The organism is Aquiflexum balticum DSM 16537 (assembly GCF_900176595.1).
Classification (GTDB): Bacteria; Bacteroidota; Bacteroidia; order Cytophagales; family Cyclobacteriaceae; genus Aquiflexum; species Aquiflexum balticum.
On sequence record NZ_LT838813.1, the window covers coordinates 5,949,809 to 5,965,592 of the forward strand.

Consider the following 15,784-nt stretch of genomic DNA (forward strand, 5'->3'; position numbering starts at 1 on the left):
CTTTGAAAGGTGGAGATCTTTGAATAAAAACAAAGAAATCATGGACAATCCAACAGTTCTATTCACCATCCCATTGCACAGATTAAAAGTTGAAATGCAAGGATGGTTCAAGGAGATCTTGAATCAAAAAGATTCAGAGTTAATGAAATCAAAAGAAGGATTAATTCTAGACACCGATCAACTAATGGAAAAGCTGGGAGTTACCCGGCCAACACTTTCAAAGTGGAGGAAAGAAGGGAGGATCCCTTTTATTCAAGTTGGGTCTGTGGTCCGATATGACCTGGACAAAGTATTGGAGGTATTGGAAAACAAAAAAAGGAGGTCTAAATGAAATCATTCAACCAGACCTCCGAAAATGTCTCTTTGAGGAAAGAACATTGCAAAGATATTGATAAAATACATTTTATCAACTTCAAAGGAACACTTATCAGAACAATAGCAAGTATCAGTTTTACAGTGGTTTCCGGATACCTATTTAATTTTGAAATTTTCTTAATTACAAGTTTGGAGGCTGTCAGATTATGGCACTGAGACAAACACCCAAACTCCCATTAGGTGGCGATTTAGAGAAAATGAGTAAAAATTTCCAAAAAAATCATCAAGATATTGCGATGCAGATGGTAATTGATGATGTGGAAATCCAATCCGAAAATGATAAGAAAGGTATAGGTTTAGAGGATATCTATACTGAAGCTGAAAAACTTTTGAATCGAGGTAACGAAGCTAAAGAAAGTAAAGGGTTGTTCACCGTGAAAACAGCCACCCGTTGGATTGAGCAAGCGAAAACCCGACCTATTCCGAAAATGCTCTTTGGAGAATTTTGGTTTGAGGGCGAACTATGCATTTTGTTTGCCGACACGAATCTAGGGAAGTCTATTTTAGCCGTGCAAATTGGTAACAGCATAAGCAGGGGAGAACAGATACAGGGCTTTAAACTGGAAACACCAAAGCAACCAATTTTGTATTTTGATTTTGAGTTAAGCGACAAACAATTTGAAAATCGGTATTCAATAAAGTTTGAACAGCATTACAATTTTGATAACAACCTAATACGGGTTGAGATTAACCCCGATGCTGTAATACCCGAAACCCAAACCTTTGAGGATTTCCTCAACCATTCATTAGAACGAAGCATTACCGAAACTGGGGCAAAGGTTTTAATCATTGATAACATCACATATCTCAAAAATGAAACAGAAAGGGCTAAAGATGCATTGCCCTTAATGAAGCATTTGAAAGCATTAAAAAGTAAATATGGGCTTTCTGTTTTAGTTTTAGCACACACACCTAAAAGGGATAATTCCCGACCTATAAGCGTAAACGATATACAAGGCAGTAAAATGATTTCCATTTTTATGGATAGCTGTTTTGCCATTGGTGAAAGCCATAAAGATAAAAGTTTACGCTACTTGAAACAGATTAAAGCAAGACAAAACGAAAAGGTGTTTGATACTGAAAATGTTTGCATTTGTCAAATAGCCAAGCCAACCAATTTTTTAAAGTTTGAGTTTCTTGATTACGGAACAGAACGAGAACACTTACGGGAAATAACAGAACAGGACAAAGGAAAAAAGATTATCGAAGCAATGGAATTAAAAAAACAAGGTGCTTCAAATATTGAAATAGCTCGAAGGTTTGGCGTTTCAGAAGGCGCAATACGCAAATGGATTAAGAAAGCAAATGAAAATGAAGCAGGTAATTAAGTTCAATTCGTACACCTCGTACCGTTCGTACTCCTGTACGATAAGTACGAACGGTACGAAGCACTAAACAAAACAATGAGCGATCATAAATACATTTTAGAACCATACAAGGGAATGAATACTCGTCACCGATGCCCCAGTTGCCTGCAAAGGGATAAAACGTTTTCGGTTTACATTGATACAGAAACAGGCGAACCCATACACCCTACCGTTGGCAGATGCAACCGTGAAAGCAAATGCGGTTACCATTACACCCCGAAACAATATTTTGAGGATAAAGGTGTTTCAATTGAGACAAGTCAGCCCAAAAAATACAAGCCGAAAGCCGATACACCTCCTCCGAAGCCCGTTTCATTTATTCCCATCGAGATATTTAAAGCCAGTCTTAAAGCACATGAAACAAACCACTTTGTACAGTTCCTTTTTAGCCTATTCGGGTTTGAGGTTGCCAGCCAACTGGTAATCCGATACTTTATTGCCACCTCAAAACATTGGAAAGGTGCAACTGTATTTTGGCAGATAGATATAAAGGGCCAAGTGAGAACTGGGAAAATTATGCTCTACAATCCCAATACAGGAAGAAGAGTAAAAGAACCATTCAGTCATATCAGCTGGGCGCATAAAGCCCTTAAACAGCCGGAATTTGAATTAAAACAATGTTTGTTTGGAGAACATTTACTGATAGATAAAACAAAACCTGTCGCTATAGTTGAGAGTGAAAAAACCGCAATAATTGCCAGTGTGTATTTGCCCCAGTTTATTTGGGTTGCAGTTGGCAGCATTACTAACCTGAATGCTGAAAAGTGCAGCGTATTAAAGGGGCGAATTGTCGCACTATTTCCCGACCTCAACGGGTTTAATAAATGGAGTAGTAAGGCCAAGGAACTTTCAACTGTTGCCAATTTTATAGTTTCTGATTTATTGGAACGGAATGCCACTGAAGAAGAAAGGAACCAAGGGCTTGATCTTGCTGACTATTTAACAAGGTTTAAATACCACGATTTTACACTAGCTAAACCTGAAGCCCTAGAATTTCCTTCATTGGTTCAACCAAATGTTCAGGCGGAAAATATAATAAAATCTGAACCTGCTAGTTATTGCCCTAAAACGGAACTAAGAAAAGCCTAAAAGATGGGAACATGAAATTTCAGAACTTGAAAAATATTTTTCTACCACTATTATACCCACCTATCCCATTAAGATTAATCAATGCACTACTATTCAAAAACCCTCACCTTTTTGTTGAAAGCCATTTATCAACCATAAAAGCGAATAGTGACAAAATCAATTATAATGTTTATTTGGATAGATTAATCAATTTCAAAAAATGTATTGAAAATTTTACTTAGTGAATTTGTAAGTTTTCTTTAACTTGTTTGTAGGAAGTAAGAATATTGTCAGTTAATCCATTCAGTAAAAATATGAAGAACGAGGAATTAAAAAAGGAGGTGCCAAAACCTCAATTAAACCATGATCAATTGGAGGAGAAATTGGATAGACTTTGGAATGAAATAGAAAAACTAAAAGTCAATCTTCCTACGATTTCCATAAACATTTCTGATGAGTGTCAAGGTTGCGGAAGCTAATGCTACATTTAACAAATCCAAGATGGAAGAGAAAACAGAAATTCAGAAAGCCCGGCAGGTAAAGAGAACCCAATTGTTGATGGAACTATTGGCAAAGCAGAACGGGCAGGCCACAGACCCGACAGAATCAATCCTAATGCAGAAATTGAAGGAGGACTTCCTAAGTAAGAACAGGCAGAGGATATTCCTGGAATTGATGGTTCAGTACCTAAACCTGACAACTGAGAAGGAACAGGTTAGCCAAGTCTTGACAAAGTTTCTCAACCTTACACCACAGGAGCAAGGTACGTTGCAAGAGATCCTAAAAGAAATTAATAAATAACGCCTACAAGAGCGCTAAAGACTTTTTGTTAATTGCATGCATTAGGAAACGCTATAGATGCCAAAAGAAAGTCAGGATATGCTGTAGGAGCTGCAAGGCAGACGGGCTATAAGGTTGGACTCAAATAAAAAAACCTTGTATTATAAAGAAAATAAAATGTAAAAAATTACTTCATTTCTAATAAAAGTTTTCCTTCTTTATAAGTCTCTTTTTTGATTGTTTGGTTAGATTTTACATCAATAAAAATTGTTTTCCCATTTCTTAAACCAGCTTTTATTTTTCTTATCTCATTAATTCCATCTTCCTTATTGATAAAAGTAAAGTCACCGGAAAACAATTCTCCGTTAAGTTTTAAATATTTTTCCTCAATCTTTAGGTCTTTCTCAAAATAAGATTCAATTTTAACATTTTGATCATAATAGAAAAATGTCCATAAACCAATTCTATCTTTTTTATAATAATTACCAATTATAACAGGTTGATTGAAATTATTAATCAGTTTAAATTCTCCATCTTTAAATCCATTTCTCTCATTATTATCTTTATTTCTCATCGTTAATAAATAATTGAAATAAAACCAAAAGTGGTCAAATTCTTTATCTTTTTTTAATGAATAAACTTGTGAAATACTCCCATCTTTTGTAAAATCAGTTTTTCGGCATCGAAAACTATCCAGTTTTTCTTCATAAATTTCATACTTAGTATATAATGTAATACCTAAACTATCATATATACTTAGTTCTTTTAATTTACCATTAGAATATATCCCCTTATGTTGATTATTGCTAAAGTGATTTAGAGTAAGATATTCTCCATCGAGCTCTCCATTTTTGTAATTAAAAATTTCCTCTAAATTACTTTCAGTTTTGAATTGAATCCATTTACCCTCTCTTTTACCTCTTAAATAATGTCCTTTTTGAAAATAGTAAATTGGTTCGTTTTCAAGATTATAACTATACCTTTCTATCCATTCTCCACTTCTTTCTCCATTAACATATTTACCTTCATTTACTAATGTACCTGCCAAATCATAATATTTCCAATTACCAGACTTTAGACCATGATTAAAATACCCCTCCTTTACAAGTGTGAGTTTAGAAATATCTGTTTCAAAGACTCCACCATATAATGATCCTTTAGTGTCTAAATAAACTTTATACTCCCCATGAAATTTATTGTCCTTATAGGACCCAATTTTTAAACTATCACGATCAGGTTTTTGGAATGCACCATTTAAAACTCCATCAGTGAAATTCTCGAATTTTAACAAATTCTCCATGTCATCTCCAAGTACCAAAAGTCTCCAAGATCCATTTTTCTTATCGTTTTTATAATCACCTATTAACCTTCCCCGAAGGTTTCCATTATCTTTATTGTAATAGTATTCTATGTATTGACCGTTTTTTAAATCATTTTCATAATTAAAAGAGTGAGAAATTTTTCCTTGCTCATAAACAATAAACTTACCTTCAATTTTCCCATTAGACATAGAATATTCTGCAACAAGATTTCCTTCTTCATCAAATTCTTTGAAAGGTCCATTTTCAATTCCATTTATTAAAGTACTTACTTTATCAATTTTTCCATTTGGTTTATAAAACTTGATCTCCCCATTTATCTCCCCATTAAGTAGGGAATATTCGGCTTTAATTTGTCCATTAGGATAATAATCTGTTTTTTTTCCATTTTCATTATCATATATTCCTGCTTTATTTGTTAATGTAATGTTGTAAGCAGTTAAACTTACATCACTCCAACCATCATCCTTTTGCCTACTTGTAGAAATTTTTAAAGTATATATAGAATTTTGATATGTCGAAATAACTTCATTATTCTCAATATCACTTTTTACAAGTTCAAACCCAGCTGAGGAAATCGAGTTTTGAATTGATAAGTAGGTATCATCGTTGAAAAAAGAATAAGATATTTTATTCGGTAAACCTTCATAAGTAAACAAATAAAACCATCCTTGGGATTTATCGCTATAACGATCTTTATTAAAGGTCCAGGTTATTGTATTGTATTTAATGGAACTTCCTTTCTCTGAGTCATAATAAGTCCAGCCTTTGGATATTAGACTTTGATTAACATCTTCCCAATTTTTTTTTGAGGATAGAATTGTTAAGTCCAATAATTTCAAGTTTTGTCCAAAACAAATTAAATCTAAGAAGAATGAGAATATAGATATAAATACAAATTGTTTCATTTAAATCAATTCCTTTTAATACCGGTTAATTTTAGAAAAAAATAGATTTTCATATAAGAACTCAAATTTTATTTATTTAATTTCTAAAATTAAAATGTTCAATGATTTCAATTTTGATTCTGAATTTTTATAATGGATTTATCAAATATTAATTAATCTCTGTAATCATTGGTATTCCTTTCCTTTCAAATGCGTTTTATTCTTTGTTGAAATCCTTAAGGAGAAGTCTCGATCAATTATTAACCTTTAAATTACATGTTTCCCTAACCCAAGAAAATAGGTTGTTTGGGATCTTATAAATACTTCGCTCTTTCTTGCAAATGTTTTTCTAACCCGGATACAATTAAATCCAAATCCCTTTCTGTAAATTTATTAAAAAGTGCAATATGTTGCCGATATGATATTTAATTTTTCAAATCCTTTCGCATTTGCTCTACCATAATTTAGGAGTTTATTGGAACTCTGAAAGAACCCTCATCACCTTTTCGTAATTCTTGTGATGGTTCTCGGTTTGAAATTTGATATTTTCTTTTTTTTCCCTCCCTTTAATTGTTACGTAAGTTCTATTTTAAAAAAAACAAATTACTCCTTCAATTTCAGCTTTTTCCTATTTTTAATTCATTTTTTTTTATTAATAGCAATTTTTTATTTGATATACCTTCTTAAAGATCTTCATGATTTTGTATTTTCAAGAAATATAATTTTGTTTATGAAAAAATATATTTCCATAAAGGGTGAAGAATTCGAGTTTACAGATAAGGAATTTCAATTTGCTAATTTTTATCTCGGAGAAGCACGCTTTAATGCTACAGAGGCCGCAAAACTTGCAGGATATAGTGAGAAAACAGCAAGACAACAGGGTTCAAAAATGTTGACAAAAGTTAACATTGAAAAATACATTCAGTGGAAGGCATCTAAAATACTAGAAGACCTTGAAGTCAATCAAGAACGAATACTGAAAGAGATAGTGGCAATTGCCTTTTCTGACGTAACTGAGTTATTTAATGATGATTGGACTTTAAAGCCTCTTAATGAAGTTTCACTAGAAAAAGTTAAAGCACTTGACATCCTGATAAAAGAGGAGAGCAAATTTGAAGTAAAAACGAAATCAATTTCAATCAATATGGATAGCAAGATGAAAGCTCTAGCAATTCTTTGGGATTTTGTGAAAAATCAACCAAAATAGTTATCCATCAAATACTTTTATTCAATGATCCTCCTAATTTGGGAAATGTAGTAGTTAACTTTTTCATTAGAAAAATCTTACTCTTTCATAGGATTAGAGTATCAACAATATTGATTTGAAGGAAAATAAACTAGGTCACCACTAAAGAAAATCTAGTTTAATTTCTATTTCCAAAGAGCTTTATTTTAATCTGAGTAAGACAACCTTCTTGAAGCCTTCCTCATAACAGTATTAATCAAATCTTCTGTTGAAGTTCCAATAGAACCGTTTAAACCCTTATTGTAATTAGCAAGTAACAGGCCATCTTCGGCATTGTAAACAGACATATTAATTACTGCCTTATTAGTGCTTCCATAAAAACCTACTAACAGTCCTAAAGTAGCAGATGCACCTTCTGACATAGGTTTATTTGTTTCAAATGTACCCATTATAATTCCATCTACTTCCAGAAACTTAGCAATTTCTTCAGGTGTATATTCATCTATATTTTCAAATGTGACTCCAAGTCTTTTGAGTTTTGCATTGGTGACAGCTGGATCTTGGAAATTAGTTTTCAAAGTTCCTCTTTTTTCCCTTTTTAAAAACCACGAATGCATAGCACTTTGAATACTCAAACCTTCTGAGACCTCCATTCTGTCTAATTGTTCAGCTGACATATCCTTCATATCTTTTGGCCTTAAAGTAATTGAAGTTTTGAAAGGTAAAATTGCAACCAATTCGTGATTCTTGGTTATCTCATCGAATTTGGGATGTTCATAAAGATGTGTCTGTGCTTGGGAATAATTAGACACAAATAGGATAAAAATTAAAAATAAGAAGGTTTTCATAAATAATTTCTTTTAGGTAAATATTGTTTTAAACCACCAATATAAATCAAAAATTAGGAAAACTATACCTAACAGAAAAATATTAGAGTTATTGTATTCATTCCCTCAGTTAAATTAAAAAATCATGAATTTACACCCCAATCAGCACCCTAATCAAAATAAAAAATCCTAACTCACATATTTCCAGTAAGTTAGGTTTTCATTTCGCAGAGAGGAAGGGATTCGAACCCTCGATACCCTCACGGGTATACACACTTTCCAGGCGTGCTCCTTCAACCACTCGGACACCTCTCTGTTTAGTCGTTTTGCTGAATGGGAGTGCAAAGAAATGAATTATTAAAAGCCCAAGCAAGCTTCTATCATAAAATTTAAGTACTAACCAGTCAGCGACATTTCACCGATCATCGGGGTCACCAATTTCCTTCTGATTTCAGTATCATCTGTCTCGTTGGCCAACAAAAACATCATTTTGGTAACCGCAGCTTCTGTGGTAATATCCCCTCCACTCAGAACACCTATTTTTTTAAGATCTTTACTTGTCTGATATCTTCCCTGAATTACCCTTCCTCCATTGCATTGGGAAACATTCAGGATGATTATTCCCTTTTTAACAGCTTTTTCTAACGAATTTATAAACCAGGATTCACTTGGGCTATTTCCTGAACCATAGGTTTCAAGCACAACCCCCCGCATATCTTCAATATCAAAACAGGAATCAAGAATCTTGGAAGTGATACCCGGAAAAAGTTTTAAAATCATCACCCTGTTGTCAAGCTTATTGTAGTATTTAAGCTTTTTCCCTTCTTCATAAGTTTTGATGGCTGCGTAATTATAATCGATGATAATTCCTGCCTCTGCCAAAGCAGGATAATTTTCGGATTCAAATGCATCAAAATGAACACTTTGGACTTTCTTGGACCTATTTCCCCTCAATAGCATATGATTGAAAAATATGCATACCTCTGGTACAACAGGATTGCCATTTGCTTTAGCAGTAGCAATTTCAAGTGCAGTCATCAAGTTTTCACGGGCATCAGAGCGCATGGCTGAAATGGGTAATTGAGCCCCGGTAAATACCACAGGTTTACTCAATCCTCTAAGCATATAACTCAACATGGACGCAGAGTAAGCCATCGTATCCGTCCCATGAAGAATTACAAAACCATCATAGGTATCATAATTTTCATAGATAATATAGCCCATATCCACCCAATGCTGCATGTTTACGTTGGACGAATCTATGGGTTCAGGAAAGGAGATGACTGTAATAGCTACGTTCATATTGGTCAGGTTGGGGATTTTTTCCAAAATCTGACCAAAATTGAAAGGGACTAAAGCACCGGAAGCATCATAGGCCATACCTAGTGTGCCCCCTGTATAAATAATTAAAACAGATGCCGCGATATCATTTTTTGCACCGGTATTGAGCCGGACTATTTTGTAATTCATAGATTAAAATGATTAAAAATCTTTTTTGTGTTTCTTTGGGTGATTTCGGACACCTTTTCCAAACTGCTTTCTGCAAGCACTCCTATTCTTTCAGCAATGATTGGAATATATTCAGGGGAGTTTCTTTTACCCCTATAAGGTACCGGAGCAAGGTAGGGCCCATCAGTTTCCAGAACAACATGCTCCAAGCCCAATTCAGGCAATATCTGATCCAATCCTCCATTTTTATAAGTAGAAACACCCCCTATCCCCAAAAGAAATCCCAATTCAATGATTTGTTTGGCTTGCTCAATAGTACCAGAGAAGCAGTGGAAAATCCCTTTTAAGTCATCGGTTTTCTCTTCTTTAATGATGGCTATGGTTTCATCCATAGATTCCCGGCAATGCAGGACAATGGGCCACTTTTTTTTCTTTGCCCAGGTGATCTGAATTCTCAAAGCCTCCTTTTGTTGCTCAAAAAAGGTCTTGTCCCAATACAGGTCCAAACCTGTTTCACCAATAGCGGCAAATTCCCGATTTTCGATCCACTCCTCCATTACATACAGCTGCTTCTCAAAGTCCTTTTTTACATCGCAGGGATGAAGTCCCATCATGGGAATACAGACCCCCGGATATTTCAGTTCCGCTTCCAGCATCGCATCGATGGATTCCACATCAATATTGGGCATATATATTTTCTCTACCCCATTTTCAGCCGAAACCCTGATCACATCTGACCTGTCATCATCATATTTTTTGGAATAGATGTGGGCATGGGTATCGGTATATTTCATTTTTATTGTGGGTTAGTTGTTTTTTTGGTTATTCTTTCTTTGGTTGTCTGCCCTAGCATCTTGTCTATCTCATCAAGCTTCTCCGATTAATTCTACCTTAACGCTAGTCCTAGATCGGTCGTGCCTACGGCACTTTGGGGCATTTTTTCTCATCTTGAACCCTGCAATAAATTACCGGGCTATTAAATCGGTCATGCATACAGCATATATCTGTATCTCATGATTCCAGGCTCTCAGTTCTCCCCCTCAGTTCACCCATCTTGGTTCTCCGAAATTCATCGGGACAGGCTTTCGTTCTTGGCTCCAAATTCTCAAATCTCGGTTCTCGCTTCTCGTCTCTCGGTTCTCCCATCTCGGTTCTTATTTCCCCGATATTCATCGATAAAGGCTTTGTTTCTTGATTCTTGTTTCCCCGATATTCATCGGGACAGGCTTTGGCTCTTGTTTCTTGGCTCTTGTATCTTGGCTCTCTTAACTCTCGCTTCTCTTTTCTCGTTTCTCGCATCTCGCCTCTCGCCTCTCGCTCCTCGCTTCTACCCTTCATCCTTCAATACCTCCTCCCCTTCCAATCAGTTTGAGCAGGCCAAAAATAATAAACTATCGTGGACCATGCGGCAAACATATAATATATTTCAAAAAGTATCAGGTCAATTGGATTTATCTTCACTGCTGTTTTGGAAGCAAAAGCAGTTATAAAAAGGCTTTGAATTGCCACTTTGCAGATCCACAACAAAACCCCCATTAAAGGATAGGAAAAAAGCAAAAAAACGATGCCCGGAAAAAAAAGCACCTGTAGTCCCAAAAGTAATTTCCAAAATATTGGCAAATCCATAGCACCTGCCATCCAGCGTTTTCTTTGTTTTAGAAGGTCGGAGATTTTCTTTTGAGGTTTTGTAGAAATAAGATTCTCCTTTCCAACTAAGTGAAATGATGTGAATCCTTTAGCCAGTATATGCTTTGCAATTTCAAAGTCCTCAGTCAAAGAAAACGGAATGCCTTCAAATCCACCCACTGACTGATAGGCATTTTTTGAAATCAGCATATTGTTACCCATGGAAGTCACAGAAAAACCCACATCGCTGATCACTTTGACCATCCCCAAAGTCAGCCACCAATCCATGGCCTGCATTTTATCAAAAAATCCATCCCCTGAAACATGTGTAATTCCCGTAATAATCCCTGCACCTGTTCTTTGCCAGGCAGCAACCATGGCTGTCACATAATTTTCCGGAACTATACAATCCGCATCAGTAAACAGGAGCACTTCCCCCGTGGCTTTTTTTGCCATTTGGGACAAGGCGTTTGCTTTGCCGTTCATTTTCCGGGTATCGCACTCTTTGATATCAAGCAATAAGGTTTCAGGATGTTGATCAACATAAGCTTCCAAAATTGCACGGGTACTGTCTATGCTTCTGTCATCTCCCAAGATCACTTGTAGTTTATCCAATGGGTAATTCAGCTTGCTCAATGAAGCAAGGCATTCGGGTAAGTTTTTTTCTTCATTCCGGCTAGGAATCAAAATACTGACCCTGGGATATTCTAAAATCCCGCTTTTGCCAAAGTGTTTGAAATTGGTTTTCAAAAGGATCCAAAGAGCAGTATCCTGGATAATCAAAAGAACTGTGATTGTCAAAATCAAAGCCAGGATCATAGCAGGGCTGTTTTGAATCCTTGATCTTGGATGAAATCCAAATATTGGGACAATACTTTCCTGATTATGCTTGCTGTCCTTTGCTGATCATGAAACACTACCACCGAACCGTTTTTACTGTGTTTTTTTGCTTTTTTCAAGCATTCCTCAGCACTTTGATTTGGATCAAAGTCTCCGGTCAAAACATCCCACATGATTACCTTGAAATTAGGGGATATAGCATGAAATTGTTTTTTGGTAATTCTCCCATAAGGAGGCCTGAACAAAAGTGTGCTCACTGACAAAGTCTGCTGAATTTGGGATTGGCAGTTATGAATATCCTCAAGATATTGATTAAGGGGGGTTTTAAATCCGTTTAGGTGGTGCATGGTATGATTGCCTACTGCATTACCGGCTAAGTGGACCTCTTTGGCCAAGTCCGGATGCTTTTTAATATTATCCCCTACCATAAAAAAGGTTGCTTTCATATCCCTTTTTGCCAATTCATTCAGGACAAAATCCGTTGTTCCGGGAACAGGGCCGTCATCAAATGTTAAAAAGATTTTACTCTCCTTCCTATCCAAATGCCATACAAACTGGGGAAATATTTTTGGAATTAGAGAAGGAACATGATGAATCATCATTATTGCTATTGGAATTTGATGCTTAATAAAGTGATGTCATCTCCTTGTTCCACTCCCTCGGTGTAACTTTTCAATTCTTCAAAAAACAATTTATGAAACTTATTTGGCTCCACACAAAGCTGGCTTTTTACAAATTGGTGAAAACGCTCATCTCCATATTCTTCTTCCTGGTTGTTAAAACTTTCGGTGAGACCATCAGTATACAAATGAATGGAAAAACCTTTGAGATGCTCCCGCTTTCCTATTTCCAGAAATGGCAATTGTTCAAAAGCTCCCAATATCGTAGTGCCTGCCCCTAACATCTCACTCCTTTGCTCACCTTCCCAGCACAAAACAGGTGGGTTATGACCTGCATTCACATAAATTAATTCCCTCTTTTTATAATTGCAGTATCCCAAAAAGAATGTGATGAATCTTTCTCCTTTGGTATTATCATAAATGGTATAATTCAATTGCTCCACAATCATTTTCATATCAGAGGAGCTTCGCAACAAAGTCCTTAAAGCGGCCTGAAAATTCGACATCAATAGAGCCGCCGGCATTCCTTTTCCAGATACGTCAGCAATGCAGAAAAATACCTCATCATCTGATTTTTTGATCAGGTCATAATAATCCCCCCCTACTGTGGAGTGTGGTATATAGGTTACTTTTGCTTTTAGCTTGGCAGTTTGTGGAAGAATTGCAGGGAAAAGCATCCTTTGCACATTGGAGGCTATCTCTACTTCCCGCTTCAGCCTTTCCTGCTCCAGTTGTCTCTTGGCAAATCTTTTGTTTTCCAATGCAACGACCATAATATTGGTCAATGCCTGTGTGAAATTTAAATCAAGGTCTTCCTGTTCATCTTTCTTTTTCAAAAAAAGAATTGCCAGCATCCTTTCCTTATGGTAAACCGGCAGATAACTTTCCAACTCAGAAAATGAGTACCCCGAGTCCAATTCAATATGCAATTCTTCAGAGTCCTTACTATAGCTGACCCTTTCTTCCAGAATGTGGTCCGGGACCAAGCCTTTGGTTCCGTGACTGATTTTTAATTGAAATCTATCCTGATCGATCATATACAAAAGAATCGAGCGGATATTTAAATGTACCAAACAGGTGAATTTAAAAATATTGAGAAGTACCGTCGCCGATTTATTTTCATTAATCGCCTGGGTAATCTCCAAGAGCGCTTTGAGCTCCAGTTCTTTTTTTTGATACTTGACAGTCTGTATGGCCAATTTTATATCCTTTAAATAGCATTATGCTCCATCAGGCCCTTTTTGGTGGCCAGATAAAACAGATTTTTTCCTTTTTTATTGAGATCCACTTTATCAAATATTTCATTGTCAGGCTCAGTCAGACATTTGATCAGGCCTTTTTCATAAAGGGATTGCAAGGTAACCAAAAGGATTTCATCTTCCCAGCCCAATGTTTCCTTTAGGAAAGCATACTGCTGCACAAAATATAGTTCATCCAGCAAGTCAAACTCTTCATCAGTCATATTTAATAAACAATAATGAAATGTAAAGTTATTAATTTAGTCCAAATCACCTTAAATCGAATGCCACAGTTTATATTGATTTATCAATAATTAACTGAACACATCCAATTTCTTTCTGCTTCATGACTGAATAATTTTCAATTTTTTTGCCATAAGAACAAATGAAATCAGATGTTTGAAAACACCCTTCTTCCTTTCCATTCGTTTTTAAAAAATAAAATCCTGAAAACAATAATAATTACATAAAAAGGATGAAAAACAGAAACCAAGAAAAACCAGAAAAAATGATGCTTGATTCCGTACTGTTGGAGAACTTTGCCCAAGACAATTCTCTCAGATCCAACTTTGGCAATCCAAATGAAAATGAAAACCCATAAATCCAGAGCCCCAATAACCATGAGTAGAAAACTCGAAAGAAATACAAACTGAAATAAAACAGGTATAATCGATCCCAACAAATGATTGAAAGAACCATGAGTATTCCATTTTGACGCCCATCTGCTTCTTTGGTCAAAAAGGCTTCTCCAATTCTGTTGAGGTTGGGTATAAACCAAATCTTCCATGTGATTTTGATACACAACTGACTCAGGGCCAAACTTTTTCACAAACTTCTTCAGCAGGAATTCGTCATCTCCTGACAAGATCATATCATTGCCCTGATATCCCTCTACCGCTAAAAAAGCACTTTTCCGATAAGCCAAATTTGCAGCGCTGCACATCAATGGAGAATTAATTTCAAAACCTGCCTTGGTCACCAATAATATGCTGGCCCAATCAATTTGCTGAAATTTTTGGAAAAAGCCTTTTTGGCCACTTGTCATTACCGGACCACCAACCATTTTCACCTTTGGGTTTTCAAAATGACCCAGTTTATTTTCAATCCAATTTTCAGGAACCCTACAGTCCGCGTCCGTACAAAAAATCAAGTCAGCTTGGGCTGAAGCGATTCCCGTATCTATTGCAGCTTTTTTTCCGATCCCTTTATTCTCCAGTATATAAACTGGAAAGGGTAAGGAAGGGTGGTTATCAATCAAACCCTGAAGTACTTCATTACCTCCATCATTACTGTGGTCATTTATAAAAAGTACCTCAAGATTTCTATATGAAAGTGAAATAATGCATTCAAAAAAGTACCCTAGAATATCCTTTTCATTTCTAAATGAAACCAATAGGCTTACCATTGGAGATTCAAACCCTTTTAAGGGATTCGTATATTTCCTGTGCCACAATAATAAAAGTTCAACAAGCAGCCCTGTGTAAACTATCCCAAATAAAAGATAAAATATTGCCATGAATTCTTTTAAATTGCGCTAATGGGTAAAGAAGATAAAAAAGAGGCAAAGGAAAAAATAATTCTTGGCATTGATCCGGGAACAAATGTCATGGGCTATGGCCTGATATTGATTGAAGGGCAAAAATACAGTTTGATTCAGTTTGGCGTAATCCACTTAAAAAAATACAGTTCCCATGAATTGAAGCTCAAAAAAATCTTCGAAAGGATTACAGGACTCATCGATGAATTCCATCCTGACTCTGTGGCTCTAGAGGCCCCTTTTTATGGGGAAAATGTGCAGTCCATGCTCAAATTGGGCCGGGCCCAAGGCGTAGCGATGGCCGCTGCGTTGGCAAGAGAAATCCCTATTGCTGAATATTCACCCAAAAAGGTAAAGCAGTCCGTAACGGGTAATGGTAATTCCTCAAAATTACAAGTAGCCGAAATGATAAAAACACTCCTCAAAATCGAGGAAATCCCAAAGCTTTTGGATGCTACGGATGCCTTGGCTGTAGCGTTATGCCATCATTTTCACGATGGACGCTTGCAGACAAGAGGAAGGACTGCGGGTTGGAAGTCGTTTTTGGAAGAAAACCCTGGAAGGGTCAAGGGACTTTAAAAAACAAAAAGATTTAAATTTGGGATTATCTGCTTTCAGATCAAATTGATTAAAGCAGGATACTATCTGATTCAAACCCAATGACT

General features: G+C 36.0%; 18 protein-coding genes and 1 tRNA gene. 8 read left to right on the plus strand and 11 right to left on the minus strand.

What is annotated here, in order from left to right; all coding sequences use genetic code 11:
• The first annotated feature begins 40 nt into the window (after positions 1-40).
• The 6 genes from B9A52_RS25150 (at position 41) to B9A52_RS25170 (ending at position 3,611) form a co-directional block, all read left to right on the plus strand.
• Positions 41-331, plus strand: coding sequence for a helix-turn-helix transcriptional regulator (locus tag B9A52_RS25150; RefSeq protein ID WP_157370295.1), 291 nt, complete (start codon positions 41-43; stop codon positions 329-331).
• Positions 328-531: a hypothetical protein gene (locus B9A52_RS25155; protein ID WP_084123306.1), complete on the plus strand. Its 204-nt coding sequence runs from the start codon at positions 328-330 to the stop codon at positions 529-531. The genes B9A52_RS25150 and B9A52_RS25155 overlap by 4 nt, the downstream gene beginning before the upstream one ends.
• The gene (locus B9A52_RS25160) at positions 522-1,703 is read left to right on the plus strand and encodes an AAA family ATPase (protein WP_231955413.1); all 1,182 of its coding nucleotides are present in this window, start codon (positions 522-524) and stop codon (positions 1,701-1,703) included. The genes B9A52_RS25155 and B9A52_RS25160 overlap by 10 nt, the downstream gene beginning before the upstream one ends.
• 75 nt (positions 1,704-1,778) lie before the next feature.
• Positions 1,779-2,831 (plus strand): DUF6371 domain-containing protein, encoded by a 1,053-nt coding sequence (locus tag B9A52_RS25165; RefSeq protein ID WP_157370296.1) that lies wholly within the window; start codon positions 1,779-1,781, stop codon positions 2,829-2,831.
• Between the two features lie 11 nt (positions 2,832-2,842).
• Positions 2,843-3,052, plus strand: coding sequence for a DUF6965 family protein (locus B9A52_RS26635; protein ID WP_394334866.1), 210 nt, complete (start codon positions 2,843-2,845; stop codon positions 3,050-3,052).
• Between the two features lie 211 nt (positions 3,053-3,263).
• Positions 3,264-3,611 (plus strand): hypothetical protein, encoded by a 348-nt coding sequence (locus B9A52_RS25170; protein ID WP_084123308.1) that lies wholly within the window; start codon positions 3,264-3,266, stop codon positions 3,609-3,611.
• Positions 3,612-3,777: 166 nt separating this feature from the next.
• Here the strand turns inward: B9A52_RS25170 and B9A52_RS25175 are convergent, their stop codons facing one another.
• Positions 3,778-5,817, minus strand: coding sequence for a toxin-antitoxin system YwqK family antitoxin (locus B9A52_RS25175; RefSeq protein WP_084123309.1), 2,040 nt, complete (start codon positions 5,815-5,817; stop codon positions 3,778-3,780).
• A 709-nt stretch (positions 5,818-6,526) separates the two neighbouring features.
• Between B9A52_RS25175 and B9A52_RS25180 the strand changes: the two genes are divergently transcribed.
• A complete protein-coding gene (locus tag B9A52_RS25180) occupies positions 6,527-7,003 on the plus strand; it encodes a terminase small subunit (RefSeq protein ID WP_172805287.1) in 477 nt (158 codons plus the stop codon).
• Between the two features lie 185 nt (positions 7,004-7,188).
• On the opposite strand, the gene B9A52_RS25185 is transcribed toward B9A52_RS25180, so the two are convergent.
• The 10 genes from B9A52_RS25185 to B9A52_RS25230 form a co-directional block, all read right to left on the minus strand.
• Complete coding sequence (locus B9A52_RS25185; protein WP_084123311.1) at positions 7,189-7,830, minus strand: hypothetical protein; 642 nt, start codon at positions 7,828-7,830, stop codon at positions 7,189-7,191.
• A 207-nt stretch (positions 7,831-8,037) separates the two neighbouring features.
• Positions 8,038-8,124: transfer RNA gene (locus B9A52_RS25190), tRNA-Ser, on the minus strand.
• An 81-nt stretch (positions 8,125-8,205) separates the two neighbouring features.
• Entirely contained in the window at positions 8,206-9,279 is a 1,074-nt protein-coding gene (locus tag B9A52_RS25195) for an asparaginase (RefSeq protein ID WP_084123312.1), read from the minus strand.
• Positions 9,276-10,052: a TatD family hydrolase gene (locus B9A52_RS25200; protein WP_084123313.1), complete on the minus strand. Its 777-nt coding sequence runs from the start codon at positions 10,050-10,052 to the stop codon at positions 9,276-9,278. Before B9A52_RS25200 ends, B9A52_RS25195 begins: the two co-directional genes overlap by 4 nt.
• Before the next feature lie 217 nt (positions 10,053-10,269).
• On the minus strand, positions 10,270-10,557 hold the full coding sequence (locus B9A52_RS25205) for a hypothetical protein (RefSeq protein WP_157370298.1): 288 nt from the start codon (positions 10,555-10,557) through the stop codon (positions 10,270-10,272).
• A 42-nt stretch (positions 10,558-10,599) separates the two neighbouring features.
• Positions 10,600-11,703, minus strand: coding sequence for a glycosyltransferase (locus tag B9A52_RS25210; protein ID WP_084123315.1), 1,104 nt, complete (start codon positions 11,701-11,703; stop codon positions 10,600-10,602).
• Positions 11,700-12,326, minus strand: coding sequence for a polysaccharide deacetylase family protein (locus tag B9A52_RS25215; protein ID WP_084123316.1), 627 nt, complete (start codon positions 12,324-12,326; stop codon positions 11,700-11,702). Before B9A52_RS25215 ends, B9A52_RS25210 begins: the two co-directional genes overlap by 4 nt.
• Positions 12,327-12,331: 5 nt before the next feature.
• Positions 12,332-13,543, minus strand: a complete 1,212-nt coding sequence (locus B9A52_RS25220; RefSeq protein WP_157370299.1) for a PP2C family protein-serine/threonine phosphatase — start codon at positions 13,541-13,543, stop codon at positions 12,332-12,334.
• A gap of 11 nt (positions 13,544-13,554) precedes the next feature.
• Complete coding sequence (locus B9A52_RS25225) at positions 13,555-13,806, minus strand: hypothetical protein (RefSeq protein WP_084123318.1); 252 nt, start codon at positions 13,804-13,806, stop codon at positions 13,555-13,557.
• 167 nt (positions 13,807-13,973) lie between these two features.
• Positions 13,974-15,098: a glycosyltransferase gene (locus B9A52_RS25230; protein WP_084123319.1), complete on the minus strand. Its 1,125-nt coding sequence runs from the start codon at positions 15,096-15,098 to the stop codon at positions 13,974-13,976.
• A 21-nt stretch (positions 15,099-15,119) separates the two neighbouring features.
• Between B9A52_RS25230 and ruvC the strand changes: the two genes are divergently transcribed.
• Positions 15,120-15,698, plus strand: coding sequence for a crossover junction endodeoxyribonuclease RuvC (ruvC, locus tag B9A52_RS25235; RefSeq protein ID WP_084123320.1), 579 nt, complete (start codon positions 15,120-15,122; stop codon positions 15,696-15,698).
• The last annotated feature ends 86 nt before the right edge of the window (positions 15,699-15,784 follow it).